General features: G+C 62.8%; 21 protein-coding genes. 12 read left to right on the top strand and 9 right to left on the bottom strand.

Annotated elements, in window-relative coordinates:
* The gene (locus KW568_RS28215; RefSeq protein ID WP_003253512.1) at positions 1–1,554 is read right to left on the bottom strand and encodes a phospholipase D family protein; all 1,554 of its coding nucleotides are present in this window, start codon (positions 1,552–1,554) and stop codon (positions 1–3) included.
* 60 nt (positions 1,555–1,614) lie between these two features.
* Positions 1,615–3,045: a PLP-dependent aminotransferase family protein gene (locus KW568_RS28210; RefSeq protein ID WP_004575220.1), complete on the bottom strand. Its 1,431-nt coding sequence runs from the start codon at positions 3,043–3,045 to the stop codon at positions 1,615–1,617.
* 178 nt (positions 3,046–3,223) lie between these two features.
* On the opposite strand from KW568_RS28210, the gene KW568_RS28205 reads away from it, so the two are divergent.
* Positions 3,224–3,454, top strand: a complete 231-nt coding sequence (locus KW568_RS28205; protein ID WP_003253515.1) for a DUF1127 domain-containing protein — start codon at positions 3,224–3,226, stop codon at positions 3,452–3,454.
* Between the two features lie 88 nt (positions 3,455–3,542).
* Here the strand turns inward: KW568_RS28205 and KW568_RS28200 are convergent, their stop codons facing one another.
* Complete coding sequence (locus KW568_RS28200; RefSeq protein ID WP_004575221.1) at positions 3,543–4,835, bottom strand: FAD-binding oxidoreductase; 1,293 nt, start codon at positions 4,833–4,835, stop codon at positions 3,543–3,545.
* Between the two features lie 144 nt (positions 4,836–4,979).
* On the opposite strand from KW568_RS28200, the gene KW568_RS28195 reads away from it, so the two are divergent.
* Complete coding sequence (locus KW568_RS28195) at positions 4,980–5,333, top strand: YkgJ family cysteine cluster protein (RefSeq protein ID WP_003253518.1); 354 nt, start codon at positions 4,980–4,982, stop codon at positions 5,331–5,333.
* A gap of 2 nt (positions 5,334–5,335) precedes the next feature.
* Here the strand turns inward: KW568_RS28195 and KW568_RS28190 are convergent, their stop codons facing one another.
* Positions 5,336–5,824, bottom strand: coding sequence for an Lrp/AsnC ligand binding domain-containing protein (locus tag KW568_RS28190; protein WP_003253520.1), 489 nt, complete (start codon positions 5,822–5,824; stop codon positions 5,336–5,338).
* Between the two features lie 156 nt (positions 5,825–5,980).
* Between KW568_RS28190 and dadA the strand changes: the two genes are divergently transcribed.
* The 6 genes from dadA (at position 5,981) to KW568_RS28160 (ending at position 12,751) form a co-directional block, all read left to right on the top strand.
* Positions 5,981–7,285: a D-amino acid dehydrogenase gene (gene dadA, locus KW568_RS28185; protein WP_003253522.1), complete on the top strand. Its 1,305-nt coding sequence runs from the start codon at positions 5,981–5,983 to the stop codon at positions 7,283–7,285.
* A gap of 144 nt (positions 7,286–7,429) precedes the next feature.
* Positions 7,430–8,503 (top strand): alanine racemase, encoded by a 1,074-nt coding sequence (alr, locus tag KW568_RS28180; protein ID WP_003253524.1) that lies wholly within the window; start codon positions 7,430–7,432, stop codon positions 8,501–8,503.
* Positions 8,504–8,610: 107 nt separating this feature from the next.
* Positions 8,611–9,159, top strand: coding sequence for a cupin domain-containing protein (locus tag KW568_RS28175; RefSeq protein WP_003253526.1), 549 nt, complete (start codon positions 8,611–8,613; stop codon positions 9,157–9,159).
* A gap of 154 nt (positions 9,160–9,313) precedes the next feature.
* Positions 9,314–9,718 (top strand): cytochrome c5 family protein, encoded by a 405-nt coding sequence (locus tag KW568_RS28170; RefSeq protein ID WP_033723760.1) that lies wholly within the window; start codon positions 9,314–9,316, stop codon positions 9,716–9,718.
* Between the two features lie 252 nt (positions 9,719–9,970).
* Complete coding sequence (locus tag KW568_RS28165; RefSeq protein ID WP_004575222.1) at positions 9,971–10,813, top strand: RHS repeat-associated core domain-containing protein; 843 nt, start codon at positions 9,971–9,973, stop codon at positions 10,811–10,813.
* A 78-nt stretch (positions 10,814–10,891) separates the two neighbouring features.
* The gene (locus KW568_RS28160) at positions 10,892–12,751 is read left to right on the top strand and encodes an acetyl-CoA hydrolase/transferase C-terminal domain-containing protein (protein ID WP_004575223.1); all 1,860 of its coding nucleotides are present in this window, start codon (positions 10,892–10,894) and stop codon (positions 12,749–12,751) included.
* A 110-nt stretch (positions 12,752–12,861) separates the two neighbouring features.
* On the opposite strand, the gene KW568_RS28155 is transcribed toward KW568_RS28160, so the two are convergent.
* Together KW568_RS28155 and rep are read right to left on the bottom strand one after the other, a co-directional pair.
* A complete protein-coding gene (locus KW568_RS28155; protein WP_003253535.1) occupies positions 12,862–13,434 on the bottom strand; it encodes a xanthine phosphoribosyltransferase in 573 nt (190 codons plus the stop codon).
* Between the two features lie 64 nt (positions 13,435–13,498).
* Positions 13,499–15,508 (bottom strand): DNA helicase Rep, encoded by a 2,010-nt coding sequence (gene rep / locus KW568_RS28150; RefSeq protein WP_004575224.1) that lies wholly within the window; start codon positions 15,506–15,508, stop codon positions 13,499–13,501.
* Positions 15,509–15,805: 297 nt separating this feature from the next.
* Between rep and KW568_RS28145 the strand changes: the two genes are divergently transcribed.
* The gene (locus KW568_RS28145; RefSeq protein ID WP_004575225.1) at positions 15,806–17,473 is read left to right on the top strand and encodes a bifunctional diguanylate cyclase/phosphodiesterase; all 1,668 of its coding nucleotides are present in this window, start codon (positions 15,806–15,808) and stop codon (positions 17,471–17,473) included.
* A gap of 183 nt (positions 17,474–17,656) precedes the next feature.
* Here KW568_RS28145 and KW568_RS28140 read toward each other — a convergent pair whose 3' ends face one another.
* The gene (locus KW568_RS28140) at positions 17,657–19,045 is read right to left on the bottom strand and encodes a NorM family multidrug efflux MATE transporter (RefSeq protein WP_004575226.1); all 1,389 of its coding nucleotides are present in this window, start codon (positions 19,043–19,045) and stop codon (positions 17,657–17,659) included.
* A 157-nt stretch (positions 19,046–19,202) separates the two neighbouring features.
* On the opposite strand from KW568_RS28140, the gene KW568_RS28135 reads away from it, so the two are divergent.
* Complete coding sequence (locus KW568_RS28135) at positions 19,203–20,129, top strand: LysR substrate-binding domain-containing protein (RefSeq protein ID WP_004575227.1); 927 nt, start codon at positions 19,203–19,205, stop codon at positions 20,127–20,129.
* 52 nt (positions 20,130–20,181) lie between these two features.
* Here the strand turns inward: KW568_RS28135 and KW568_RS28130 are convergent, their stop codons facing one another.
* Both KW568_RS28130 and KW568_RS28125 read right to left on the bottom strand, forming a co-directional pair.
* On the bottom strand, positions 20,182–21,576 hold the full coding sequence (locus tag KW568_RS28130) for a VOC family protein (RefSeq protein ID WP_004575228.1): 1,395 nt from the start codon (positions 21,574–21,576) through the stop codon (positions 20,182–20,184).
* A 203-nt stretch (positions 21,577–21,779) separates the two neighbouring features.
* Positions 21,780–22,670, bottom strand: a complete 891-nt coding sequence (locus KW568_RS28125; protein WP_003253545.1) for a LysR family transcriptional regulator — start codon at positions 22,668–22,670, stop codon at positions 21,780–21,782.
* 135 nt (positions 22,671–22,805) lie between these two features.
* Here KW568_RS28125 and KW568_RS28120 point away from each other — a divergent pair, with 135 nt between their 5' ends.
* Together KW568_RS28120 and KW568_RS28115 are read left to right on the top strand one after the other, a co-directional pair.
* Positions 22,806–24,296: an aldehyde dehydrogenase family protein gene (locus KW568_RS28120; protein WP_003253547.1), complete on the top strand. Its 1,491-nt coding sequence runs from the start codon at positions 22,806–22,808 to the stop codon at positions 24,294–24,296.
* A gap of 157 nt (positions 24,297–24,453) precedes the next feature.
* Positions 24,454–25,740, top strand: coding sequence for an FAD-binding oxidoreductase (locus KW568_RS28115; protein ID WP_004575229.1), 1,287 nt, complete (start codon positions 24,454–24,456; stop codon positions 25,738–25,740).
* The last annotated feature ends 98 nt before the right edge of the window (positions 25,741–25,838 follow it).

The following is a 25,838-nucleotide window of genomic DNA, read 5'->3' as shown; positions in this document are numbered from 1 at the left end:
CTACAGCATCTTCTCCAAGCCAACCGCCTTGCTGATCCAGGCATTGAGCCGCCGCCAGACCCCACCCGGCTCAGACGTCAGCACGTGCCGGCGGCCATTGTCCTCGGTCGCCCACACCAGCTTGTTACCTATCAGTTTCACCTGATAGCTCAGCGCAGGCGCCATACCCTGCTGGGCCAGCTCGCGGGTGTATTCGGCCAGCTCCGGGCTGTCCACCAGTACCCCAACCTCGGTGTTCCACAATACTGAGCGCGGGTCGAAGTTGAACGAGCCGATGAAGGTCTTGCGCCGGTCGAACACGATCGCCTTGGTGTGCAGGCTCGAATCCGAGCTGCCACGGAAACTCAGTCGCCCCGCGCTGGGGTCGCCTGGCTGGCGGCGAAGCTCGTAAAGCTGCACCCCGTGCTCAAGCAAGGCACGACGATAGGGGGCATAGCCTCCATGCACTGCCGGCACGTCGGTGGCTTCCAGCGAGTTGGTCAGCAGCTTCACCGAAACGCCAGCGTCGGCGCGGCCGGTCAGGTACAGCAGCCCCGGTTCGCCCGGTACAAAGTAGGCCGATGCCAGGACCAACTCGCGGTGCACGTTAGCCAGGTCCGGTGCCAGTTGCTGGCTCAGCAGTAATTGCGGGTCCGGTTCGTCTTCGGCCAACACCTTGCTGGGCGCATCCCATAGCGCCTGGGCGTGAGCCCAGATCAGCTCGTTGCGCCACACATCCAGGCGCGGCTGCGACTGGTAGGCCATCAAGCGGTCGTACAGGGCCTTGCGCTGGGTCCTGGCTTTGGCCAGCGACACTTCCAGGCGCTGGCGGCTGGCCCGCAGGTCGTTGGCATCCGGGTCATGCCAGAGGAAGTCGGTGATCGGCCGGCTGAGGGCGCTGTTCCAGTACTGGTCGAAGCTGTGCCCCAACTGCTCGGCTACCGGGCCCACGCCCAGCAGGTCGATGTCGGTGAAGTTGAGGTTGGGCTCGGCATCGAAATACTCGTCGCCCAGGTTGCGCCCGCCGACGATGGCCATGCTGTTGTCCACCAGGAACAGCTTGTTGTGCATGCGCCGGTGCTGGCGCGACAAGTTGAACAGCCGGCCCACGGCGCGCGTAACGCCGGTACTGCGCCCCAGATGCAGTGGGTTGAACACTCGAATCTGGATGTTCGGGTGGGCATTAAGGGTGCCCATGACGGTGTCCAGGCCGTCGCTGGTGGTGTCGTCGAGCAGGATGCGCACGCGCACGCCACGGTCGGCAGCGCGCAGCAGTTCATGCACAAGGGCGCGGGTACTGAGGCCGTCGTGGACGATGTAGTACTGCAGGTCGATGCTCGCCTGGGCGTTGCGTATCAGTTCGGCGCGGGCGCGAAATGCCTCGTTGCTGTTGGGCAGCAGGCGAAAGCCCGAGCGGCCGCCATAGGGCGCGGCTTGGCGCAGCACCGAGCGGCCAAAGGCCGAGTCGTGGGCAGGCAACGCCTGACTGGTTTCGCGGGGCGCGCTGATGCTTGTGCAACCGGCAAGGCCGAGCAACAACACCAGCAGCAGAGGCAAGGCTCGCTGGAGTCTCAAGGGTGGACCGTCCTGTGCAGCAAGGGCTTTAGGGGTTTGACCGTGACGGGCGGCGCAAAGTTACGCGTCGGCGCTTTCGTCATCCAGTAGACGAAGGGCGGTTTCACCAACCTTGCGCACGGAGGCTTCGATTTGCGGCGTTGGCCTGGCGGCGAAATTCATGCGCAGGCAGTGGCGGAACTTGCCCGAGGCCGAAAAAATGCTGCCCACGGCAACCTGCACGCCCTGCTCCAGTAAAGCGCGGTTCAGCCGAAGCGTATCGAGATGTTCGGGTAATTCCACCCACAGCATGAAGCCGCCCTGGGGCCGGCTCACCCGGGTGCCCGCCGGGAAGTAGCGGGTCACCCAGTCGCCCATCAGGTCGCGGCCACGCTGGTACTGGCTGCGCATGCGCCGCAAATGGGGCTGGTAGTGGCCGCCGGCGATGAAGTCAGCGATGGCCAGCTGAGGCTGGCTGGCGGTGCTGCCGGTGCTGATGTACTTCATGTGCAGCACGCGCTCCAGGTAGCGCCCGGGCGCCACCCAGCCGATCCGCAGGCCGGGCGCGAGGGTTTTGGAAAACGAACTGCAGAGCAGCACGCGGCCATCGTCGTCGAACGACTTCAGGGTGTGTGGGCGTGGGTAGGTATAGGCCAGGTCGCCGTACACATCGTCTTCCAGAATTGCCACGTCATAGCGTTGGGCGAGGCTCAACAGGGCCTTCTTGCGTGCCTCGGGCATGATGTAGCCCAGCGGGTTGTTGCAGTTGGGGGTGATCTGGATGAGCTTGATCGGCCACTGCTCCAGGGCCAGTTCCAGCGCCTCCAGGCTGATGCCGGTGACCGGGTCCGTGGGGATTTCCAGCGCTTTCATGCCCAAGCCTTTGAGGGTTTGCATGGCGCCGTGGAAGCTGGGCGAGTCGACCGCGACGATGTCGCCTGGCTCGCAGACCGCGCGGATGCTGCATGACAGCGCCTCATGGCAGCCGGTGGTGATCACCAGGTCGGCCGGCCCCAGGCGGCAGCCGGAGTCGAGCATCAGCCGGGCCACCTGTTCGCGCAGGGCCAGGTTACCGTGGATGTTGTCGTAGTACAGGCCAGGCATGTCCTGGCGCCGGCTCAACTGGGCAAGGCTGCGCAGCAGCGGCTTCAGGGTAGGGCTGTCGATGTCGGGCATGCCGCGGCCGAGTTGCACCACATCCTGGCGCGGCGTACTGCGCACCAGCTCCAGCACGTGTTCCCACTGCGAGATGTCCACCGGGCGCTGGGCCGGGCGGCTAACTGCGGGCAGTGCCGGCAACTGCCGTTGGTCGCTGACGAAGTAGCCGGACTTGGGCCGCGGCGAGACCATACCGCTGTCTTCGAGTATGCGATAGGCCTGCTGCACGGTGCTCAGGCTGACCCCGTGCTCCTCACTCAGTGCGCGCACGGACGGCAGGCGCTGGCCGGGGCGATAGAGCCCCTGCTCGATGCGGGCGCCGAGTATTTCGGCGAGATTCAGGTAGAGGGTCACGGCATACTCCTGCGCTGCATTGGCATAGCGACCGGTACAGTTGGCCCGAAAATACAGCATTCAGTCGGCCAGCGGCCAATTCTGTATGGGAATAATAAGGCTGTATTGGATCTGTATTGTCGAGGGTGCCGACGCGCATGCTTTCTCCACGGTAACCACTGAACGGGAGGATGCGGTGATGGGTGGCATGAGCGATGTGCGCTTGCAACTGTTGGCCAAGGAACTGGAAGCCGGGCAGCAGGCCAAGGTGTTCAACGCGCCAGAGGGTTTGGGGCGTTGGGGGCTGATGCTGCATCGCTGGCATACCCGCAGGGCGTTGCTGCAGCTGACCGATGACGAGTTGCGCGATGTCGGGCTGAGCTGGGAGCAGGCCCGGATAGAAGGGCGGAAACCCTTCTGGAAGGACTGACACGGTTAACTTGGTTTTGCTCATGTGAAACGCCCTGAGGTTGGATTTTTATCCAACGTCAGGGCGCAGTTCAGGGGCCGCACAGCACTCAAGTCAGCTCTTTGAGGCGATGCCACAGCATCCCCAGCGCCAGCAGTGGCGAGCGCAGGTGCTTGCCGCCAGGGAAGGTGATGTGCGGCACCTTGTTGAAAAGGTCGAAGCGCCCGCTTTCCTGGCCACTGATGGCTTCACCCAGCAGGCGTGCGGCCAGGTGGGTGGCGTTGAGCCCATGGCCCGAGTAGGCCTGGGCGTAATACACGTTCGGCTGGCTGGCCAGGCGGCCAACCTGCGGCAGGCGATTGGCACCAATGCCGATCATGCCACCCCACTGGTAGTCGATGCGCACGTCGGCAAGCTGCGGGAACACCTTGAGCATCTTCGGCCGCATATAGGCGGCGATGTCCTTCGGGTCGCGGCCTGAATAGTGGCAGGCACCGCCAAACAGCAGGCGGTGGTCTGCGGACAGGCGGTAGTAGTCCAGCGCCACGCGCTGGTCACACACCGCCATATTCTGCGGCAGCAATGTGCGTGCGCGTTCTTCGCCCAGCGGCTCGGTGGCGATGATGTAGCTGCCGGCCGGCAGCACCTTGCCGCCCAGCTCGCGATTGAGGTCGTTGTGGTAGGCGTTGCAGCACAGTACCAGGGTCTTGGCGCGTACCCGGCCTTGGGCAGTATGCACCTGCACTTCAGTGCCGTAGTCGATGCGGGTGACTTCGGATTGCTCGAACAACTTCACGCCCAGGCGGGCGGCTGCGGCGGCTTCACCCAGTGCCAGATTGAGCGGATGCAGATGCCCGGAGCCCATGTCGACCAACCCGCCCACGTAGCAATCGGCACCGACCACGCTGTGGATATCGTCCTTGCCGACCAGCCGCAGCTCATGTGCATAGCCCAGACTGCGCAGGTCCTCGGCGTCTTGGGCAAAGCCCAGCAGCTCGGCGGGTTTGTTGGCCAGGTCGCAGTAGCCCCAGGCCAGGTCGCAGGCGATGGCATGCTTTTCAACCCGCTCGCGCACGATCTGTACGGCCTCCAGGCCCATCAGTTTCATGGTGCGCACGCCTTCTTCGCCGATGACCGGGAGGAACTGCTCCAGACCATGGCCGACCCCTCGGATCAGTTGCCCGCCATTGCGCCCACTGGCGCCCCAGCCAAGTTTGCGCGCTTCCAGCAGGATGACCGAGAAACCACGCTCGGCCAGCTCGATGGCGGTGTTCAGGCCGGAGTAGCCGCCGCCGATGATGCACACGTCGGCGTTGTGTTCGCCTTGCAGGTAGGCGTGGTCGGGGTGTGGCGCGCTGCTGGCGGCGTAATAGGAGGCGGCGTGCTGCGCGCTGTGGATCATTGGGGCGGCCCTGAAAAATGGAGGGGGGACGAGGATAAGCTGTGCCATCGCGGCCGGGCAACCAGCGAGGGCTTCATGCTCGTTCGCGGGTGAGCCCGCGAATAAGCCTATAATCCAATCACTTTTGTCAGCTTGTATCCCGTCATGTCCTGTAACCGCCACAAGATCCACTTCCTGCGCGAACTCATCCCCTCTTTCGAGTGCGAGCCCGGCTGCCACGACTGCTGCGGCCCGGTCACCACCTCGGCGGAAGAAATGGCCCGGCTGCCGCGCAAGTCCCAGGCCGAGCAGGACGCTGCTCTGGAGCGTCTGGACTGCGTGCACCTGGGCCCCAACGGCTGCACGGTGTATGAAGAGCGGCCGATGATCTGCCGGCTGTTCGGTACCACCCCGCGCATGGCCTGCCCGCGGGGTCGTGGCCCTGAACCGATGATCGACCCCGCCGCTGAACAGTTGGTCCACCAGTTCATTGCCACCACCCGCCAGGTGCTGGTCTAGCCTCAGTCCGGGATCGGCAGGCAGAGGCTCTCCTTCACCTCTTCCATTACGATGTAGCTCTTCGATTCGCGCACGTGCGGCAGTTTCAGCAGGATGTCCCCGAGCAGCTTGCGGTACGAGGCCATTTCCGAAATACGCGCTTTCACCAGGTAGTCGAAGTCGCCCGACACCAGGTGGCATTCCAGCACGTGGGGCAGCTTCAAGACCGCGCGGCGGAACTCCTCGAAGGTATCGCCTGACTTGTAGTCCAGGCTGATTTCCACGAACACCAGCAGGCTGCCCTTGAGGTGCTGCGGGTTCAGGCGGGCGTTGTAGCCCATGATGATGCCCTCGCGCTCGAGGCGGCGAACCCGCTCGGTACAAGGGGTGGTGGACAGCCCAACTTTCTCGCCCAGTTCGGTGAAGGAAATACGCCCGTCATTCTGCAGGATACGCAGGATGTTGCGGTCGATCTTGTCCAGTTCACGCTTGGTCTGGTGCTGGGTTCTCATAGGGGATGCCCCTCCGTGAAAGGCGATTTTGCCGAGAATTCTCGCCAATAATAGGCTTTTATATAGTGAATTGCACTGGTCTCAAATTCCTATACTGCGCCCATTCATGCCATTTCAATAAAAGTGTGCGGCGCGCCGCGTGTGAGGGATAAAACGATGCGAGTTCTGGTACTTGGTAGCGGTGTAATCGGAACCGCCAGTGCCTACTACCTGGCCCGGCAAGGTTTCGAAGTGACGGTGGTCGACCGCCAGCCAGCGGTGGCCATGGAAACCAGCTTTGCCAACGCCGGCCAGATCTCGCCCGGCTATGCCTCGCCCTGGGCTGCCCCTGGTGTACCGCTCAAAGCCATCAAATGGCTGCTGGAGCGTCACGCTCCCCTGGCCATCAAGCTCACGGGCGATGTCGACCAGTACCTGTGGATGGCACAGATGCTGCGCAACTGCACCGCCAGCCGCTACGCGGTGAACAAGGAGCGTATGGTGCGCCTGTCCGAGTACAGCCGTGACTGCCTCGACGAGCTGCGCGCCGAAACCGGCATCAACTACGAAAACCGCAGCCTGGGTACCACCCAGCTGTTCCGCACCCAGGCCCAGGTCGATGCTGCGGCCAAGGACATTGCCGTACTCGAACAGTCCGGTGTGCCCTACGAGTTGCTCGACCGCGACGGCATTGCCCGCGTCGAACCCGCCCTGGCCGGCGTGAAAGATATCCTGGCCGGCGCCCTGCGCCTGCCGAACGACCAGACTGGCGACTGCCAGCTGTTTACCACCAAGCTCGCCGACATGGCGTTGAAGCTGGGCGTGGAGTTCCGCTTCGGCCAGGACATCCAGCGCCTGGACTTCGCCGGTGACCGCATCAATGGCGTGTGGATCGACGGCAAGCTGGAGACGGCAGACCGCTACGTGCTGGCGCTGGGCAGCTACTCGCCTCAGATGCTCAAGCCGTTGGGCATCAAGGCTCCGGTGTACCCGCTGAAAGGTTATTCGCTGACCGTGCCGATCACCAACGCCGACATGGCTCCGACCTCGACCATTCTCGACGAGACCTACAAGGTTGCGATCACCCGTTTCGATAACCGCATCCGCGTTGGCGGGATGGCTGAAATCGCCGGCTTTGACCTGTCGCTGAACCCGCGCCGGCGCGAAACACTGGAGATGATCGTCAACGACCTTTATCCTCGCGGCGGTGACTTGAGCCAGGCCAGCTTCTGGACCGGCCTGCGCCCGGCGACCCCGGACGGCACGCCGATCGTGGGTGCCACGGCGTTCCGCAACCTGTTCCTGAACACCGGTCACGGTACCTTGGGCTGGACCATGGCGTGCGGTTCCGGTCGCTTGCTGGCCGACCTGATTGCGCGCAAGAAGCCGCAGATCAGTGCCGAAGGCCTGGATATCTCCCGGTATGGCAACAGCCGGGAAGTGGCTAAGCACGGGCAAAGCGCGCCGGCTCACCAGCAGTAATAGCCTGTGCCGGCCCATTGGCGGGCTTGCCCGCTCCCGCAGGAACACCACCGCTTTTGAAAGCTGTGCACGACCTGTGGGAGCGGGCAAGCCCGCGAAGAATCCACCACCGATTTCAACCCGAACCACCATAAGGCAGCCGCCATGCGTCCCGCCCGCGCCCTGATCGACCTCCAGGCCCTGCGCCACAACTACCGTCTGGCCCGTGAACTGACCGGTGCCAAAGCCCTCGCCGTGATCAAGGCCGACGCCTATGGCCACGGCGCCGTGCGCTGTGCCCTGGCCTTGGAGGCCGAGGCCGACGGCTTTGCGGTGGCCTGCATCGAGGAGGCACTGGAACTGCGCGCCGCCGGTATCAATGCCCCGGTGCTGCTGCTGGAAGGTTTTTTCGAAGCCAGCGAACTGGCACTGATCGCCGAGCACGACCTGTGGTGCGTGGTGCACTCGCTGTGGCAGCTGGAAGCCATCGAGAAAACCCCGCTGCACAAGCCGCTCACCGTCTGGCTGAAGCTGGACAGTGGCATGCACCGCGTTGGCCTGCACCCCAAGGACTACCACGATGCCTACCAGCGACTGCTGGCCAGTGGCAAGGTTTCGCGCATCGTGTTGATGAGCCACTTCGCTCGCGCCGACGAACTGGACGCTGACGCTACCGCCCAGCAAATTGCCGTATTCGAAGCTGCCCGACAGGGCCTGGCCGCCGAATGCAGCCTGCGTAACTCACCCGGCGTGCTGGGCTGGCCGCAAGCGCCCAGCGACTGGGTACGCCCAGGCCTGATGCTGTACGGCGCCACGCCGTTCGAAGTGGCGCAGGCCGAGGCCGCACGCCTGCAACCGGTGATGACCCTGCAATCGCGGGTGATCAGCGTGCGCGAGCTGCCTGCCGGCGAGCCGGTGGGCTATGGTGCCAAGTTCGTCAGCCCTCGGCCGACCCGCGTGGGTGTGGTCGCCATGGGCTATGCCGATGGCTACCCGCGCCAGGCGCCCAACGGCACCCCAGTGCTGGTCGCCGGCAAGCGTACCCACCTGATCGGCCGGGTGTCGATGGACATGCTCAGCATCGACCTCACCGACGTACCGCAAGCCACTGTCGGCAGCCCGGTCGAACTCTGGGGCAAGCAGGTGCTGGCCAGTGAAGTGGCCGCGCAGGCGGGCACCATTCCGTACCAGATCTTCTGCAACCTGAAGCGAGTACCACGGGACTACGTCGGCGAATGAGACGCTGAAGCGGACAGGTTGGGGGCGGTGTGTTGTAAATACTGAACGGCATTGCCATGATATCGTTCACATCCACCCCCCTTTCACCGTTTCAGGAGGCTCCAGCTTTGGACGTCGGCGAACGACTGCAAGCCATCCGCAAGCTCAAGGGCCTGTCGCAGCGCGAACTCGCCAAGCGTGCTGGCGTGACCAACAGCACCATCTCGATGATCGAGAAGAACAGCGTAAGCCCCTCTATCAGCTCGCTGCGCAAAGTGCTGAGCGGCATTCCCATGTCCATGGTCGAATTCTTTTCGGTCGAGCTGGAGCCGCAAAGCCCGACTCAGATCGTCTACAAGGCCCACGAGCTGATCGATATCTCGGACGGTGCGGTGACCATGAAGCTGGTGGGCAAGTCGCACCCCAACCGTGCCATCGCTTTTCTGACCGAGGTGTACCCGCCAGGTGCGGACACCGGTGCCGAGATGCTGACCCACGACGGCGAGGAGACCGGTATCCTGCTTGAAGGCCGCCTGGAACTGGTGGTCGGCAACGAGATTTTCGTTCTCGAAGAAGGCGACAGCTACTACTTCGAAAGCACCCGCCCGCACCGCTTCCGCAACCCATTCGACCAGCCGGCGCGGCTGATCAGTGCGGCGACGCCTTCAAACTTTTGATCCAGCGCAGTGCATTGATTCGGCAATACCCCTTTCCTGTGTGGGGTCGTTTCACGGCCTCTGGGTTCCCGCTATACTTTTCAACGCTCGCCGATCCGTGGCCGCGAGCGTGATTAGCCACCATGAGGGTGTTCGCGTGAATCAAATCAAGAAGATGCTGGCCGTACCAGCAGCCGTATTCGCCCTCTGGGCAATGAGCGCAACCGCTGCGACCAATGACGACATCGCCAAGCGGCTGGAGCCGGTTGGCCAGGTGTGCGTCCAGGGCCAGGAGTGCAAAGGCATGGAAGTGGCCGCTGCAGCGGGTGGCGGGGGAGCCAAGACGCCGGATGAAATCATCGCCAAGCACTGCAATGCCTGCCATGGCAGCGGCTTGCTCGGCGCGCCTAAAATTGGTGACACCGCCGCGTGGAAAGAACGCGCCGACCACCAGGGCGGCCTGGATGGCATCCTGGCCAAGGCCATTACTGGCATCAACGCCATGCCGCCAAAGGGCACCTGTGCAGACTGCTCGGATGAAGACCTGAAAGGGGCGATCAAGAAAATGTCCGGGTTGTGATTTACAGCTGAATTGCATGAGGCCCGCCGTTGATGGCGGGCTTTGTTTTTGTGATGCCTGCGCTGGCCCTTTCGCGGGCTTGCCCGCGAAAGGTCCAGCACAGGCAACCAACCCGCTAGAGCCATGTCCATGGATGTCTCCAGAAGCCCCGATCGGGCTGAGCCTGATTCCATGAGAACTAGCATTTTTACCAGTTCTAATTTTCAGGGTTCTGAAGAACACTGACGCTTCTGATTGCAGTGGTGGCTAACAATGGATCTGGGCGATAACTGTCCCGAGCAACATGCAGCCGGTCGAACACAGCCGCAAAAGCTGATCCCCGGCAGCGCCCTTCGGCATCTGGCCTATTCGCCTTATGGCTATCTCTCGATTTTCCAGGCCGTGCTCGGCTTTAATGGTGGCCGACAGGACCCTGTTACCGGCTGTTATCTACTGGGTAACGGTCGTCGAGCATTCAACCCATCATTGATGCGCTTCATTAGCCCCGACAGCATGAGCCCGTTCGCAGCGGGTGGTCTGAACTCATATGCCTACTGTCTAGGGGATCCGGTAAACCGGGAAGATCCGAGTGGTTATTTCTCTTTATTCAAACCTATCTCGCGATTGTTCAGGTATTTTTTTCCAAAGAAAAAGCCTACGACGTCTGGTACGTTGCAACGGGCGATTGTTGTTGAAACCGAAGTAATTACCAAGACCTACAGTGATATACCTTCCGATACAAAGATCAAAGTGGTCAAATCGCTGAAAAGTGTGCCGGATGGCTATGTATTGAGGATGGTGCATGGCACTCAGAAAAAGCATGTTCAATCATTGTTGAGCGGGCTCGATCCTGGTTATGCAAAGAATGGATCCTACGGCGCGCACGTTTATGGCACAACGAATATTGATGCGGCCAGCAACTACACAGGCCAGGACGGATCTATAGTAGGGTTTTACGTCCATGAGTCTGAATCCTGGGTCCGCGGTAAGGACTATTGGTATGTTCATAAAAATGCGATAGCGATCGATAAGAGCGCGTATTACAAGGTTCATGTGAGCGAAGAAGTGGTATTTCCATTTTTAATTAGTAAGACGCTTAAAGTAAGGTGGGGTTGACCAGCGTTTGCCCTAGGCAACCAACCCGCTTGAGCTCATGTCCAACCCCTGAACCCACGGATGTTTCAGGAGGCTCTGATGCACCTCTGCTCCATCGACCAGGCTGTCGAGCAGGTCTTGTCCCGGCTGCCAGCCCATATCCACATGGGCCTGCCTTTGGGCCTGGGCAAACCCAATGCCTTCGTCAACGCGCTTTACGCCCGCGTACGCGAGCTGCCCGAACGGCGCCTGACCATCTATACCGCACTTTCCCTCGGCCGCCCGCCACTGGGCGATGGCCTGCAGCGGCGCTTTCTCGAACCCTTCGTCGAGCGTGTCTTCGCTGACTACGAAGAGCTCAGTTACCTCGCAGACCTGCGCAACGACACGTTGCCACCCAATATTCGGGTCGAACAGTTCTTCATGCAGCCCGGCAGCCTGCTGCACAGCGAATCGGCCCAGCAGGACTACGTCAGCAGCAACTACAGCCACGCCGCACGTGATATCAACGCCAAGGGCCTGAACCTGGTCGCCCAGTTGGTGGCCGCCACCCCCGAAAAGCCCGTGCACCTGAGCCTGGCCTGCAACCCAGACATCACCCTCGACCTGCTGCCGATGATCGCCAAGCGCCGCGCTGCAGGCGAAACCATCCTCATGCTGGGCCAGGTGCATGCCGAACTGCCCTACATGCCAGGCGATGCCGAGCTGCCCATCGATGCCTTCGACCTGCTGCTCGATGAAGTAGAGCAACGTCGGCTGTTTTCCACACCAAACATGCCGGTTGGCATTCAGGACCACTGCATCGGCCTGCACGCCAGCAGCCTGGTACGCGATGGCGGTACGCTGCAGATCGGCATTGGTGCCATGGGCGATGCAGTTGCGGCGGCATTGCTGGCACGTCAGGGCGACAACGCCGGTTACCGAGCGGTGCTCAAGGCGCTGGATGTCGGACCGTGGCAGGCGTTGATCGAGCGAGAAGGGGGCCTGGACACCCTTACCCACGGCTTGTACGGCTGCAGCGAGATGTTCGTCAACGGCCTGCTCGTGCTGGCCGAAGCAGGGCTGCTACGACGCCCGGCGGACGAGCAGGGCGCAATACTGCATGGCGGCTTTTTCCTCGGCCCGCAAGCGTTCTACCAGCGCTTGCGCGAGATGCCGCTGGAGCAGCGCGCGCAGTTTGCCATGACCCGTATCAGCTTCATCAACGAGCTCTATGGGCAGGAGGCACTCAAGCGTCGACAACGTCGTGATGCGCGCTTCATCAACACCGCGTTCGGCATGACCCTGCTCGGCGCCGGGGTGGCCGACCAGCTTGAAGACGGCCGCGTGCTCAGTGGCGTGGGCGGGCAGTACAACTTCGTTGCCCAGGGCCATGCGCTGGAGGGCGGGCGTTCGATCCTGCTCTTGCGCAGTTGGCGCGAGGCAGGCGGGGAGGTGACCTCGAACCTGTTCTGGACCTATGGCCACTGCACCATTCCCCGGCACCTGCGCGATATCGTGGTGACCGAGTACGGCATTGCTGACTTGCGTGGGCAGACTGACAGCGAGGTGATTGCGCGGTTGTTGGCGGTGAGCGATTCGCGGTTCCAGCCGGGCCTGATCAAGCAGGCCAAAGACGCTGGCAAGCTTGCCGACGACTTTCAGCTGGAGGCGCGCTTTACCGACAATACCCCGCAACGCCTGGAGGCGATCAGGGCACAGCATGCGCGGCTGTTCCCGGAGTATCCGATGGGCACGGACTTTACGGCCGAGGAGCGGGATCTGTTGCGGGCGCTGAACTGGTTGAAGAGCAAGTTCAAGCTGAGCGAGGTGTTGGAGCTGGGCAAGGCAGCGTTGGATGCACCGGGGCCGGAAGGGTATGAGCGGCATCTGGCGCGGATGGGGCTGGAGGTTCCGCAAGGGTTGAAAGAGGAGCTTTATCAGCGGCTACTGCTGGCAGGGTTACAGGCGACAGGATAATCGTTTGCGCACACTGGCCCCATGTAGGAGCGGGTTTACCCGCGAATGCGATATTGAATCTGCCATCGCATTCGCAGGTAAACCCGTTCCTACGCCGGGGCGGTGAGGCCTTATTCGATGAAGCTGACCACACCACCTTCCAGCGACTTCACCCGGGCCAGCGATTCAACGCGGTAACCCTGGCTGTCCAGCTCTGCACGGCCACCCTGGAACGACTTCTCGATCACGATACCCAGGCCCGCCACGGTGGCACCTGCCTGCTTGATGATCGAGATCAACGCCTGCGAGGCTTTGCCGTTGGCCAGGAAGTCATCGATCACCAGCACGCGGTCGCTGCTGTTGAGGTGACGCGGCGAAATGGCCACGGTGTTCTCGGTCTGCTTGGTGAAGGAATACACCGAGGCGGTCAGCAGGTTTTCGGTCAGGGTCAGCGACTGGTGCTTGCGAGCGAAGATGACCGGCACACCCAGTTTCAGACCGGTCATCACCGCCGGGGCAATGCCCGAGGCTTCGATGGTGACGATCTTGGTCACGCCGGCATCGGCGAACAGGCGGGCAAACTCGTCACCGATCAGCTGCATCAGCGCCGGATCGATCTGGTGGTTGAGAAACGCGTCGACTTTGAGAACCTGATCGGAAAGCACGATGCCTTCTTCGCGAATCTTCTGATGCAGTGCTTCCACTGTGATTTCCTCGATGTAACAAAGGTTGCCGCTGGAGGCGGCAAAGTTAAAGAGTAATGGTTGATCAGCGTTTGAGCATTGCCCGGATATCGGCCAGGGCGTTGTTGCCGCGAGCGGCCTTCACCTCGACCGGCGCATCGTCCAGGCCCTCCCAGGACAGGTCGTCCGGTGGCAGTTCGTCGAGGAACCGGCTGGGCGTGCAGTCGATGATTTCACCGTACTGCTTGCGCTTGGCGGCGAAGGTGAAGGCCAGGGTCTGGCGCGCGCGGGTGATACCCACGTAGGCCAGACGGCGTTCCTCTTCGATGGTGTCGGCCTCGATGCTGGAGCGGTGCGGGAGGATTTCCTCTTCCATGCCCATGATGAACACGTAGGGGAATTCCAGGCCCTTGGAGGCATGCAGGGTCATCATCTGCACGCCCTCGGCGTTCTCTTCCTCTTCCTGCTGGCGCTCGAGCATGTCGCGCAGCACCAGCTTGCCGATGGCGTCCTCGATGGTCATGTCACCCTCTTCGTCCTTCTCGAGGGTGTTCTTCAGCGCTTCGACCAGGAACCAGACGTTGCTGATGCGGAACTCGGCAGCTTTGTCGCTGGCAGTCTGCTGGCGGATCCAGTTTTCGTAGTCGATGTCGCGGATCATCTCGTGCAGCGCGGCAATCGGGTCTTCCAGGGCAACCTTGTGGCGCACCCCGTCCAGCCAGTGCTTGAAGCGCTGCAAACGCTCGGTGTAGCGCGCGTCCAGGTGCTCGCCCAGGCCCAGCTCTTCGCTGGCGGCGTACATCGAAATGCCGCGCTCGGTGGCGTAGTTGCCGAGCTTTTCCAGGGTGGTGGAGCCGATCTCGCGGCGCGGCACGTTGATTACCCGCAGGTAGGCGTTGTCATCGTCCGGGTTCACCAGCAGGCGCAGGTAGGCCATCAGGTCCTTGACCTCCTGGCGGCCGAAGAAGCTGTTACCGCCCGACAGGCGATACGGCACCTGGTGGTGCTGCAGCTTCAGTTCGATCAGCTTGGCCTGGTAGTTGCCGCGGTAAAGGATGGCAAAGTCGCTGTACGGGCGGTTGGTGCGCAGGTGCAAGGTGAGGATTTCCATGGCCACGCGTTCGGCCTCGGCTTCCTCGTTCTTGCAGCGGATCACGCGGATCTCGTCGCCCACGCCCATTTCGCTCCACAGCTGCTTTTCGAACGCATGCGGATTGTTGGCGATCAACACGTTGGCGCAGCGCAGGATGCGGCTGGTGGAGCGGTAGTTCTGTTCGAGCATGACGATCTTCAGGGAGGGGTAGTCCTCCTTGAGCAGCATCAGGTTCTCGGGGCGCGCACCACGCCAGGCGTAGATCGACTGGTCGTCGTCGCCCACCACGGTGAACTGGTTGCGCATGCCGATCAGCATTTTCACCAGCAGGTACTGGCTGGCGTTGGTGTCCTGGTATTCGTCCACCAGCAGGTAGCGCACGCGGTTCTGCCAGCGCTCCAGCACCTCGGGGTGCTCCTGGAACAGCTTGACCGGCTGCAGGATCAGGTCGTCGAAGTCCACCGCGTTGAACGCCTTGAGCGTGCGCTGGTAGTGGGTGTAGACGATGGCGGCGGTCTGCTCGCGCGGGTTGCGCGCCTTTTCCAGGGCTTCTGGCGGCAGGACCAGGTCGTTCTTCCAGGCACCGATCATGTTCTTGATCTCGTCGATGCCGTCGTCGCCGGAGTATTCCTTCTGCATGATGTCCGACAGCAACGCCTTGATGTCGGACTCGTCGAAGATCGAGAAACCCGGCTTGTAGCCCAGGCGCTCGTGTTCCTTGCGGATGATGTTCAGGCCCAGGTTGTGGAACGTACACACGGTCAGGCCACGGCCTTCCCCCGGGCGCAGCAAGGTGGCGACCCGCTCCTTCATCTCGCGCGCAGCCTTGTTGGTGAAGGTCATCGCCACGATGTACTGGGCGCGGATGCCGCAGTTCTGGATGAGGTGGGCAATCTTGCGCGTGATCACGCTGGTCTTGCCCGAACCTGCACCGGCGAGCACCAAAAGAGGGCCGCCGACATAGTCACGGGCTTCCTGCTGCCGGGGATTGAGTCGGGACATGCTAGAAACCGGGGGTCGCCAGAAAATAGCCGCGCATTCTAACAGGCATGGGGCCGTTGTGGCGCGACCGTCTGACGTCTGAGTCAGACTTTTGTCCGCCTAATTATTAGTGTCACTAATGCTAGTAGCTGAAAAAATCATATTTGCCGGTTTGACTCGTTTCGCGCAGGATGCACGACAAAATACGTCGGAATGCTACGCTCGAAAAAACCATGTATAAAAGTGAAAATCATTTTCATTGAATGCAGTAGCATCCCCTCCAGATCTCGTTGCACCGTCAAGCCCTAAGGAGCCCGCTTGTCCACGCCTGTCGAACCTTTGCGTTTGCTGCTGTTGGCCGATGAGCCGGAATGGGCTGCCTCGTTGCACGCGTGCATGCCCGCACTGGGTGGCAGCGCCGTGTTACTGACTGCGCCAAACTGGGAGGCGGTCGACAGCCTGTTCAGCCATGATCGTCAGGCCGTCGTGCTGGCAACACCCGCCTTGCAGCCCGCCCCCGGGCGTTGCGAGCTGCCGACTATTCTGCTGCTTGAACACGAGCCTGAGGCAGCGCCCAGCGCTGTCAGTGACTGGCTGGTGCGCGACCAGCTCAACGCCGATACCCTGCGCCGCTCACTGCGCCATGTGCGAGAGCGAGGGGTGCTGGTCGCCACCTTGCAGCGCCTTGCCGAGCAGGACCCGCTGACCGGCATCGCCAACCGCCAGGGCTTCCAGGCTTTGCTTAATGCACGCCTGGCCGAAAACGAAGGCCGTGGTGTCGCGCTTGGCCACCTGGACCTGGACAACTTCCGCCACGTCAACGACGCCCTGGGCCACCAGAGCGGTGACCGGTTGATCCTGCAGGTGGTGGCACGGCTGAAGCATCAGCTGGAGGCGGGCGACCAGCTGGCACGTCTGGGTAGCGACGAGTTCGCCCTGCTGATCGACACCCGTCGCGATGCCAACCGCGCCGAATGGATTGCCGAACGCATCGTCGAGGCCTTGGCAGAGCCCTACTGGATCGACGGCGAAAGCCTGCTGCTGGGCTGCAGCCTGGGCATTGCACATGCTCGCGCGCAGAGCGGCGCCGATCCGCTGATGTGGCACGCGCACATCGCCATGCGTCAGGCCAAGGGCAGCCAGGGCTGCACCTTCCATGTGTTCAACGAACGCATCAACCGCAACGCCCGCAGCCTTGCCGACCTGGAAAGCGAGTTGCGTCGCGCCCTGCGCCGCGACGAACTGGAGCTGCACTATCAGCCCCGCCTGAACCTGGCTGACGGGCGCATTGTTGGCCTGGAGGCGCTGGTGCGCTGGCGCCATGCCGAGCGCGGGCTGCTGCCACCCAGTGAGTTCGTGCCACTGGCCGAGCAGAGCGGCCTGATCGTGCCCTTGGGTTATTGGGTTATTTCCCGTGCCCTGCGTGACATGCAGGCATTGTGCGAGCGTGGCCTGGAACCGCTGCACATGGCGGTCAACCTGAGTTTCCGCCAGTTCCAGGACAGCCAGCTACTGGCCACGTTGAGTCGCCTGATCCTCGAGCACGGTGTGGATGCCCGCTGGCTTGAGTTCGAGCTGACCGAGACGGCGGTGATGCGCCGCAACGAGGTGGTGCGCCAGACCATGGACGCGCTGGGTCGCCTGGGCGTGCGCTTCTCCCTCGATGATTTCGGCACCGGGTTTTCTTCGTTCGTGCACCTCAACAGCCTGCCGATCACCTTGCTCAAGGTGGACCGCAGCTTTGTTGCGGAAATGGAAATGCGTGAAGAGAACCGCAAGCTGGTACACGCCATGATCAACCTGGCGCACAACCTCAACCTCGAGGTGGTGGCCGAGGGTGTGGAGAGTGAAGAGCAACTGGCGTTGCTGCGCGGGTTTGGCTGCGACCAGGTGCAGGGTTTTCTGGTCAGCAAACCGCTACCGATAGGGGAATTGATGGCGTATTTGCTGCAGGCGCCCGGACGCCAGTTGGAGGCTGTCCTGTAGGAGCGGGTTTACCCGCGAATGGGCCGGGCCTGCTGGCCAATCTCCACCAGACGTTCACTGTTGCCGCCACCACCGTATTCGCGGGCAAGCCCGCTCCTACACACTGATCTGCGGTGGACACACACACCGGGGTTGGACACAGGCCGTTGTAGGAGCGGGTTTACCCGCGAAGAGGCCCCCACGTCAGGCCGAAGCCGTCGCCTTCCCGGCAGCCCAAGCCTTCCCCAACAACCGCTTCATCCGCCACTCAAAGCCAAAGGTCAGCGCCACCGCCGCACATGCCAGCCCCAGCGCCAGCCCCCACCAGATCCCTACTGCACCACCACCCAGGGTAAAGGTGAACAGCCAGGCACTCGGCGCCCCCACCAGCCAATAGCACACCAGCCCGATCAGGAAGGTGGTCTTGGCATCTTTCAACCCACGGATCGAGCCCATGGCAATCGTCTGCATGCCGTCGAACAGTTCGAACCACGCCGCCACCATCAACAACTGCACGGCCACCTGGAAGATCGCGGTAAAGGCCGGGTCATTACGGTCGATAAACAGCCCTACCAGTGCTTCGGGCAGCAGCAGGAACAGCGCGGCGAAGGCAAACATGATCATGGCCCCGAACCCGATGCCCACCCGCCCGGCGCTGCGCGCCGCCAGCAGGTTGCCAGCGCCGTAGTACAGGCCGACGCGCATGGTCACCGCATAGGACAAGCCCGTCGGCACCATGAATGCCGTGGACACGATCTGCAGGGCAATCTGGTGCGCCGCCAGCTCGGTGCTGCCCAGCACGCCCATGCACAGCGCGGCGAAGGCGAACAGGCCCACTTCCACCATGTAGGTACCGCCAATCGGCAGGCCCAGCCGCCACAGCTCGCGCAGGGCCGCCAGTGATGGGCGTGACAGGCCTTTGCGCAGCGGGTAGGCGGCATAGGCCGAATGCCAGCGGATATACAACGCCAAGGCAGCGGCCATGCCCATCGACACCACTGCAGTGACCAGGCCGATACCCATCAGGCCCAGCTTGGGCAGGCCGAACATGCCTTCGATCAGTGCCACGTTGAACAGGTAGTTGAGCACTGTGCCGAACAAACTGATGACCATCACCGGGGTCGAGCGGCCCAGCGCGCTGGTGAAGCCACGCAAGGCCATGAAGGTCAGATAGCCGGGCAGGGCCAGTGGCAGCAGGGTGAGAAATTCGGCGGCCGAGGCCACGTTCTCGGGCTTCTGCCCGAACAGCAGCAGCACAGGTTCAAGGTTCCACAGCACCAGCGCGGCGAACAGCGCCAAGGCCCAGGCCAGCCACAGGCCGTTCTGCGCCAGCCGGGTGGCGCCCTCGATGTCGTTGGCACCCTTGCGAATGGCCACCAGCGTGCCGACTGCGGCGATCACGCCCAGGCAGAAGATCGATACGAACGAATAGCTGGCTGCCCCCAGGCCACCCCCCGCCAAGGCCTGGGGGCTGATGCGGGCCATCATCAGGGTGTCGGTCAGCACCATCAGCATGTGCGCCAACTGCGAGGCAATCAGCGGCCCGGCCAGGCGCAGCAAAGCCTTGAGTTCTGTGGTGGGCGCGACGTGCATGGGGGCAGTCCTTCATTCTGGGGTGATCAACGAAGGGCGATTCTGAGGCTTCGGTCAACTTTGCACAAAAGGATAAAAGCGATAGTTGGCATGAGTTGAACTCATGTATATAGGCTTCTCGGTGATTTGCCTCACACGCCCATATTGCAGGTGCCTCATGCCACGCCAGCTACCACCGCTGTATGCCCTGCGCGCATTCGAAGCTGCCGCGCGGCTAAGCTCCTTCACCCGTGCGGGCGAAGAGCTTTCTATCACCCAAAGCGCCATCAGCCGGCATATCCGTACGCTGGAGGAGCATTTTGCCTGCCGCCTGTTCGTGCGCAGTGGCCGCAGCCTGCAACTTACCGAAGCGGGGCGGGTACTGCTGCCGGGCGTGCGCGAGGGCTTCGCGGCGTTTGAGCGGGCCTGTGAAACCTTGTGCGGTGAAGACGACATATTGCGCATGAAAGCCCCCTCGACCCTGACCATGCGCTGGTTGCTGGCGTGCCTCAGCCGCTTTCGCCACCTGCAGCCGGGCAATGAGGTGCAGCTGACTAGCGCCTGGATGGATGTCGACCATGTGGATTTCAACCAGGAGCCGTTCGATTGCGCGGTGTTGCTCAGCGACGGGGTATTCCCGCCGGAGTGGGAGGTGCGCAAACTGTTCCCTGAGCTGTTGATCCCGGTCGGCGCGCCGGACCTGCTCGACGAAGAACCTTGGGATGTACGTAGGCTGGCCTCTATCGAGCTGCTGCACCCTACGGTGGACAAGCGTGACTGGCGGGAATGGCTGGAGCGTATGGGGCTTGGCGACGAGGTGTCGCTCAAGGGCGGCCAGGTGTTCGATACCCTGGAGCTGGGCATGATTGCCGCGGCGCGTGGCTATGGAATATCCATGGGCGATCTGTTGATGGTGGCCGAAGATGTGGCGCAGAAGCGCTTGAGCCTGCCATGGCCGACGGCGGTGCCCAGCGGCATGGATTACTACCTGGTGTGGCCGCGCACCCGGCGAGGCGGCGAGCGGTTGCGGCGGTTGAGTGCGTTCCTGGAAGGCGAAGTGGCGGCAATGGATTTGCCGGATGTGGAAATCCTGCCGCCTCTTTGATCACCTGCACCGGCCTCTTAGCGGGCTCGCCCGCGAAGAGGCCGGTGCAAATTTACATCGAGCCCAGGTTCAACGCCTGTGCGCAGGCCTGCAGCGACCGGCGCTCGCTTTGCGCATACAGCGCCAGCTCATCCTGTACCTGCAACCCCAGCGCCGCTTCGAACGCTTCGCGGTTGGCGTTGCTGCCGTATTCGGCCTGCGCATCGTCACCCAGGTTGGACTGGAAGATCCCCGCCGCACTCACCGGCAGGAAGTCCTCGTACACCAGCGCCTCGAAGTGCACGTGGCCCGCGTCGATCAAGCCTTGCAGGGTGGTCGGGCGGCCTTCCTGGTCGCGTGCGGCCAGGCCTTTCTCGGTGGCGAAGTAGCGGAAGTACGCCAAGCCCTGTTCACGCATCTGCGCCAGGTCATCCGGGAATTCGGCAAAGTTTGCCTGCAGCAGCGCCATGTAACGCTCGGCATTGGCTTCGGCCGGAGCGCCACCCAGCGCAGCGCGGGTAGCGTCGAGCAACTTGTCGTAAAGCTGGCGACCTTTCGGCGTCAGCGCCGCGCCGCGTTGCTCGATTTCGCCAAAGCGCGCGGTGTGGCTGCCTTCGCGGCCTTGCTGGTCGCGGAAGGCGACCGTTTCCTGCAGGGCCTTGAAACTGGTCTGGCGCAGCAGGATCGGGTGGCGGCGGGTGGGCGGGCCTTCAACCACGGCCTTCGGCGGGATGCCCTTGGCAGGCATGCCGAGCTGGATTGCATCGATATCCAGGGTACGCGGGGTCAGGTGGTTGATGTGCGGGCCCTTGAAGGCCACCACATCGGCGATCAGGCGGTGTTGGTCGTGCAGCTGCTGGTACTGCTCGGCCGTGACGGTAGCGTCCTGGTGCCAGCGGAAGGTGTGCAGCGCCTCCTGCACGAACGTCTCTGCATCCGCGGCGTCAAGGCCACCCTCGCGCTCACACTGGGCGATCAGTTCGAGGGCGCGGGAGGTGAAGATCTGGCGCTTGGCCAGGATGCTCTGTGCCAGCTCGCGCAACTGCGGGTTGTCGATCAGCTCCAGGCGCAGCAGCGAGGTGAACACACGGAACGGGCTGACATGCAGCGATTGCTCGTGCACCGCGCGGAAGGCAGTGGAATGCACCGGTACGCCAGCGGAGCTGAGGTCATAGTAGCCGACCGGCTGCATGCCCATGACAGCGAACAGGCGGGCGATGGTGGCCAGTTCTTCGGCGGTGCCGACGCGGATGGCGCCGTGACGTTCCTGGTCCAGGCGCTCGATTTCGCCGGTCCAGCGCAGGGCCTCGGCCACTTCGGGTTGCTGGGCCATGACCTGCTGGTTGATTTCGCTCACCAGCTCCAGCAGCGTGCCGTACAGCGGCACTTCCTGTTTGTACATGAGCGACATGGCGGCAGAGAACTGCGCGCGGATGCTGTCTGGGCTGACGAAATCGTTGGCGGGCATCGCTAGCTTCCTGGTTGGGTTCGGACGCTTACATGAAAGCTGGGAATGCACTTTGCTCACAAGCGAAAAAAAGTGAGTGTGTCATTCCTTTTTTGATCGACCTCGACGGCCGTTTCACGGCTAAAGCCGCTCCTACAGGGACCGTGCAAGGTTGGGGTCTTGCGCAGGGCCCCGTAGGAGCGGCTTTAGCCGCGAAGAGGCCCTCAAGCCTGAAGCTGTTCGTGGATCCACTCCACCAGCGCCCGCACCTTGGGCACCTCCGCCGCATGTTCAGCGTACGCCAGATAGTGCGCCCCGGCACTGCGCATCGCATGGTTCCACGGCACCACCAGGCTACCGTCGGCCAGTTCCTTCGCCGCCAGGTAGCGCGGCACCAGCGCTACCCCGCACCCGGCCTGTGCTGCGCTCAACGCCATATAGAACGTATCGAAGCGCGGCCCGTGGTAGGCGCTGACGCTCTGCAGGTCCTGCTCCAGGAACCACTCATGCCAGGCCTCCGGGCGCGAGGTGCTTTGCAGCAGCACCAACTCGGCCAGCTCCTCGGCACCGGCCAGCTTGCGCCCGGCCAGCAGCTCTGGCGCACACACCGGCACCACCTCTTCGCGAAACAACTCCACGCAAGTGGCCCCCGGCCAGGTGCCCTGGCCATAGAAGAACACCACGTCAGCCGAGCCTTGCAGCAGGGCGAACGGCTCCATTTCGTTGCGAATGTCCAGGTGGATATTGCTGTGCCGTTTGCCAAACCCCTTGAGGTGCGGGATCAACCAGCGCACGCCAAAACTCGGTTGAGTGGCTACCTTCAATATCTCGGTCTGCTCGCCGTAGGTGAGTACGTAGCGGCTGGACATGTCCACCTGGGTGAGGATTTTGTTGACCTCGGCCAGGTACAGGCTGCCGGCCGGGGTCAGTTGCAAGCGCCGGCGGATGCGCAGGAACAGGTGGTGGCGCAGCATGTCTTCCAGCTGCGCCACCTGCTTGCTGACCGCGCTCTGGGTCAGGTGCAGTTCTTCGGCGGCACGGGTAAAACTCAGATGGCGGGCTGCAGCTTCAAAGCACTGCAGGGCGGTCATGGAGGGTACCAGGCGTTTTGACATAGCGGTCTCTGCGGCTCAAATCATTACCTGACGGAATGATATGCGGAATAAAGGTCGTTTGTTGTACCTATGTGATCGGATTAATACTGATCCACATCATTTTTCCACCCCATCACCGATGTAGGAGATGCACAAATGGTTGCTGGATTGCTCGAGCGCCTTGGCGTTGCCGCCGAGGCTTACACCCAGGGCGACTACCCTGTTCACACGCCGATCGACGGCAGCCAGATCGCCTCGGTGAAACTGCTCGGCAAGGCCGAGACCATCGCCCGCATCGATCAGGCCCAGAGCGCTTTCGAAGCCTGGCGCAGTGTGCCGGCTCCGCGCCGTGGCGAACTGGTGCGCCTGTTCGGCGAAGTGCTGCGTGAGCACAAGGCCGACCTCGGCGAGCTGGTCTCGATCGAAGCCGGCAAGATCACCCAGGAAGGCCTGGGCGAAGTGCAGGAAATGATCGACATCTGCGACTTCGCCGTTGGCCTGTCGCGCCAGCTGTACGGCCTGACCATCGCTTCCGAGCGCCCGGGCCACCACATGCGTGAAACCTGGCACCCGCTGGGTGTGGTCGGCGTGATCAGCGCCTTCAACTTCCCGGTTGCCGTGTGGGCCTGGAACACCGCCCTGGCCCTGGTGGCCGGCAACTCGGTGGTATGGAAACCGTCCGAGAAGACTCCGCTGACCGCCCTGGCCTGCCAGGCGTTGTTCGAAAAAGCCCTGAAAGCCTTCGGCGATGCTCCGGCTGGCTTGGCACAACTGGTGATCGGCGGCCGTGAAGCTGGCGAAGCCATGGTCGACGACCCGCGCGTACCGCTGGTCAGCGCCACCGGCAGCACCCGCATGGGTCGCGAAGTCGGCCCACGCGTTGCTGCCCGCTTCGGCCGCAGCATCCTGGAACTGGGCGGCAACAACGCCATGATCCTGGCCCCGAGCGCCGACCTGGACCTGGCCGTGCGCGGCATCCTGTTCTCGGCTGTCGGCACTGCCGGCCAGCGTTGCACCACCCTGCGCCGCCTGATCGTGCACCGCTCGATCAAGGACGAAGTGGTTGCCCGCGTCAAAGCCGCCTACGGCAAAGTGCGTATCGGCGACCCACGTAAAGACAACCTGGTCGGCCCGCTGATCGACAAGCAGTCGTTCGACGCCATGCAGGGTGCACTGGCCAAGGCCCGTGACGAAGGTGGCCAGGTATTCGGTGGCGAGCGTCAGCTGGCCGACCAGTACCCGAACGCCTACTACGTTTCGCCAGCCATTGCTGAAATGCCGGCGCAAAGTGACGTGGTGCGCCACGAAACCTTCGCACCGATCCTGTACGTGCTGGCCTACGACGACTTCGAGGAGGCCCTGCGCCTGAACAACGAAGTGCCACAAGGCCTGTCGTCGTGCATTTTCACCACCGACATCCGTGAAGCCGAGCGCTTCCAGAGCGCCTCGGGCAGCGACTGCGGCATCGCCAACGTCAACATCGGTACCAGCGGCGCCGAGATTGGCGGTGCGTTTGGTGGCGAGAAGGAAACCGGCGGTGGCCGTGAGTCGGGCTCGGATGCCTGGAAAGGCTACATGCGTCGCCAGACCAATACCGTGAACTACTCGCGCGAGCTGCCGCTGGCGCAGGGTATCGTGTTCGACTGATGTATTGATGCTGCATGGCCGGGGGCCTGGCCCCCGGTTCGCGGGTAGACCCGCTCCTACAGGGTTCGTCCAAGCGACACCGACCCCTGTAGGAGCGGGTTTACCCGCGAATGGGCCGCCCTGCGGCCCCAACAAGAACAAATTGCTGGAGCCGGCCATGTCCGAACTGCGTCAACAATGCTTGTGGGAACACGTCAGCAAACCGACCGTCGCCGCCCAGGCCCTGGCCGGTGAGCACAAGGCCGATGTCTGTGTGATCGGCGGCGGTATTACCGGCCTGTCGGCGGCCATCCACCTGCTCGAACAGGGCAAGTCGGTGATCGTGCTGGAGGCCTGGAAGATCGGCCACGGTGGCTCCGGGCGCAACGTCGGCTTGGTCAACGCCGGTACCTGGATCCGCCCCGACGACGTCGAGGCCACCCTTGGCCAGAAGCAGGGCAGCCGCCTGAACAAGGTGCTTGGCGAAGCCCCGGCTGAAGTGTTCGCCATGATCGAGCGCCTCGGCATCGACTGCCAGGCCCAGCACAAAGGCACGCTGCACATGGCGCACAACGCCACCGGTATCGCCGACCTCGAAGCGCGTCACGAACAATGGCGCCGCCGAGGTGCCGACGTCGAGCTGCTGACCGGTGCCCAATGCCAGGAATACTGCGGTACTGACAAGATTTCCGCTGCGCTGCTTGATCGCCGTGCTGGCACCATCAACCCCATGGGCTACACCCAGGGCCTGGCGGCTGCCGTGGCGCGCCTGGGCGGCAAGATTTTCCAGCAGTCTTCGGTCGAAGGCCTGGAGCGTGAAGGTGATGGCTGGCGAGTGAAGACTGCGCGTGGCGCTGTGCGCGCCGAAAAGGTGGTGATTTCCACCGGCGCCTACACCGAAGGCGACTGGAGCAACCTGCAGAAGCAGTTCTTCCGCGGTTATTACTATCAGGTAGCCTCCAAACCGCTGCAGGGCACCGCAGCCGACAAGGTGCTGCCACATGGCCAAGGTTCGTGGGACACCCGCACCGTGCTCAGCAGCATCCGCCGCGACGATCAGGGCCGCCTGCTGCTCGGCAGCCTGGGCCGGGTCGACAACAAGCCGGCGTGGTTCGTGCGCAGCTGGGCCGACCGCATCCAGGGCCATTACTACCCGGAGCTGGGCAAGGTCGAGTGGGAAATGCACTGGACCGGCTGCATCGACTTCACGCCTGACCACCTGATGCGCCTGTTCGAGCCGGCGCCTGGGTTGGTGGCGGTGACCGGGTACAACGGGCGCGGTAATACCACCGGCACCGTGATTGGCCGGGCGTTTGCCGAGTTCCTGCTCAAGGGCGAGGCGGACAGCCTGCCGATTCCGTTTTCGCCGATGAGCGGTGTGAGCGCGCCTTCGCTGCGGACGGCGTTCTACGAGTCCGGCTTCTCGCTGTACCACGCGGGGCAGTGCCTGAGGGTTGTGTTGTAAGTACTGGCCTATTCGCGGGTAAACCCGCTCCTACAAATTGTTCACCGCCTGAGAGGGCTGTGGTGAACCTGTAGGAGCGGGTTTACCCGCGAAGAGGC

The sequence above is a fragment of the Pseudomonas sp. HD6515 genome, from assembly GCF_024971855.1.
GTDB classification, from domain to species: Bacteria; Pseudomonadota; Gammaproteobacteria; order Pseudomonadales; family Pseudomonadaceae; genus Aquipseudomonas; species Aquipseudomonas alloputida.
Note: the sequence above shows the minus strand (reverse complement) of the source record. Positions and strands in the feature narration are given on the sequence as shown.

Coding starts and splice junctions, on each gene's coding strand:
- KW568_RS28205 (WP_003253515.1), top strand. CDS start 3,224: ATGGGTGGCATGAGCGATGTGCGCTTGCAACTGTTGGCCAAGGAACTG.
- KW568_RS28200 (WP_004575221.1), bottom strand. CDS start 4,835: ATGATCCACAGCGCGCAGCACGCCGCCTCCTATTACGCCGCCAGCAGC.
- KW568_RS28195 (WP_003253518.1), top strand. CDS start 4,980: ATGTCCTGTAACCGCCACAAGATCCACTTCCTGCGCGAACTCATCCCC.
- KW568_RS28190 (WP_003253520.1), bottom strand. CDS start 5,824: ATGAGAACCCAGCACCAGACCAAGCGTGAACTGGACAAGATCGACCGC.
- dadA (WP_003253522.1), top strand. CDS start 5,981: ATGCGAGTTCTGGTACTTGGTAGCGGTGTAATCGGAACCGCCAGTGCC.
- alr (WP_003253524.1), top strand. CDS start 7,430: ATGCGTCCCGCCCGCGCCCTGATCGACCTCCAGGCCCTGCGCCACAAC.
- KW568_RS28170 (WP_033723760.1), top strand. CDS start 9,314: ATGCTGGCCGTACCAGCAGCCGTATTCGCCCTCTGGGCAATGAGCGCA.
- KW568_RS28165 (WP_004575222.1), top strand. CDS start 9,971: ATGGATCTGGGCGATAACTGTCCCGAGCAACATGCAGCCGGTCGAACA.
- KW568_RS28160 (WP_004575223.1), top strand. CDS start 10,892: ATGCACCTCTGCTCCATCGACCAGGCTGTCGAGCAGGTCTTGTCCCGG.
- rep (WP_004575224.1), bottom strand. CDS start 15,508: ATGTCCCGACTCAATCCCCGGCAGCAGGAAGCCCGTGACTATGTCGGC.
- KW568_RS28140 (WP_004575226.1), bottom strand. CDS start 19,045: ATGCACGTCGCGCCCACCACAGAACTCAAGGCTTTGCTGCGCCTGGCC.
- KW568_RS28135 (WP_004575227.1), top strand. CDS start 19,203: ATGCCACGCCAGCTACCACCGCTGTATGCCCTGCGCGCATTCGAAGCT.
- KW568_RS28130 (WP_004575228.1), bottom strand. CDS start 21,576: ATGCCCGCCAACGATTTCGTCAGCCCAGACAGCATCCGCGCGCAGTTC.
- KW568_RS28125 (WP_003253545.1), bottom strand. CDS start 22,670: ATGTCAAAACGCCTGGTACCCTCCATGACCGCCCTGCAGTGCTTTGAA.
- KW568_RS28120 (WP_003253547.1), top strand. CDS start 22,806: ATGGTTGCTGGATTGCTCGAGCGCCTTGGCGTTGCCGCCGAGGCTTAC.
- KW568_RS28115 (WP_004575229.1), top strand. CDS start 24,454: ATGTCCGAACTGCGTCAACAATGCTTGTGGGAACACGTCAGCAAACCG.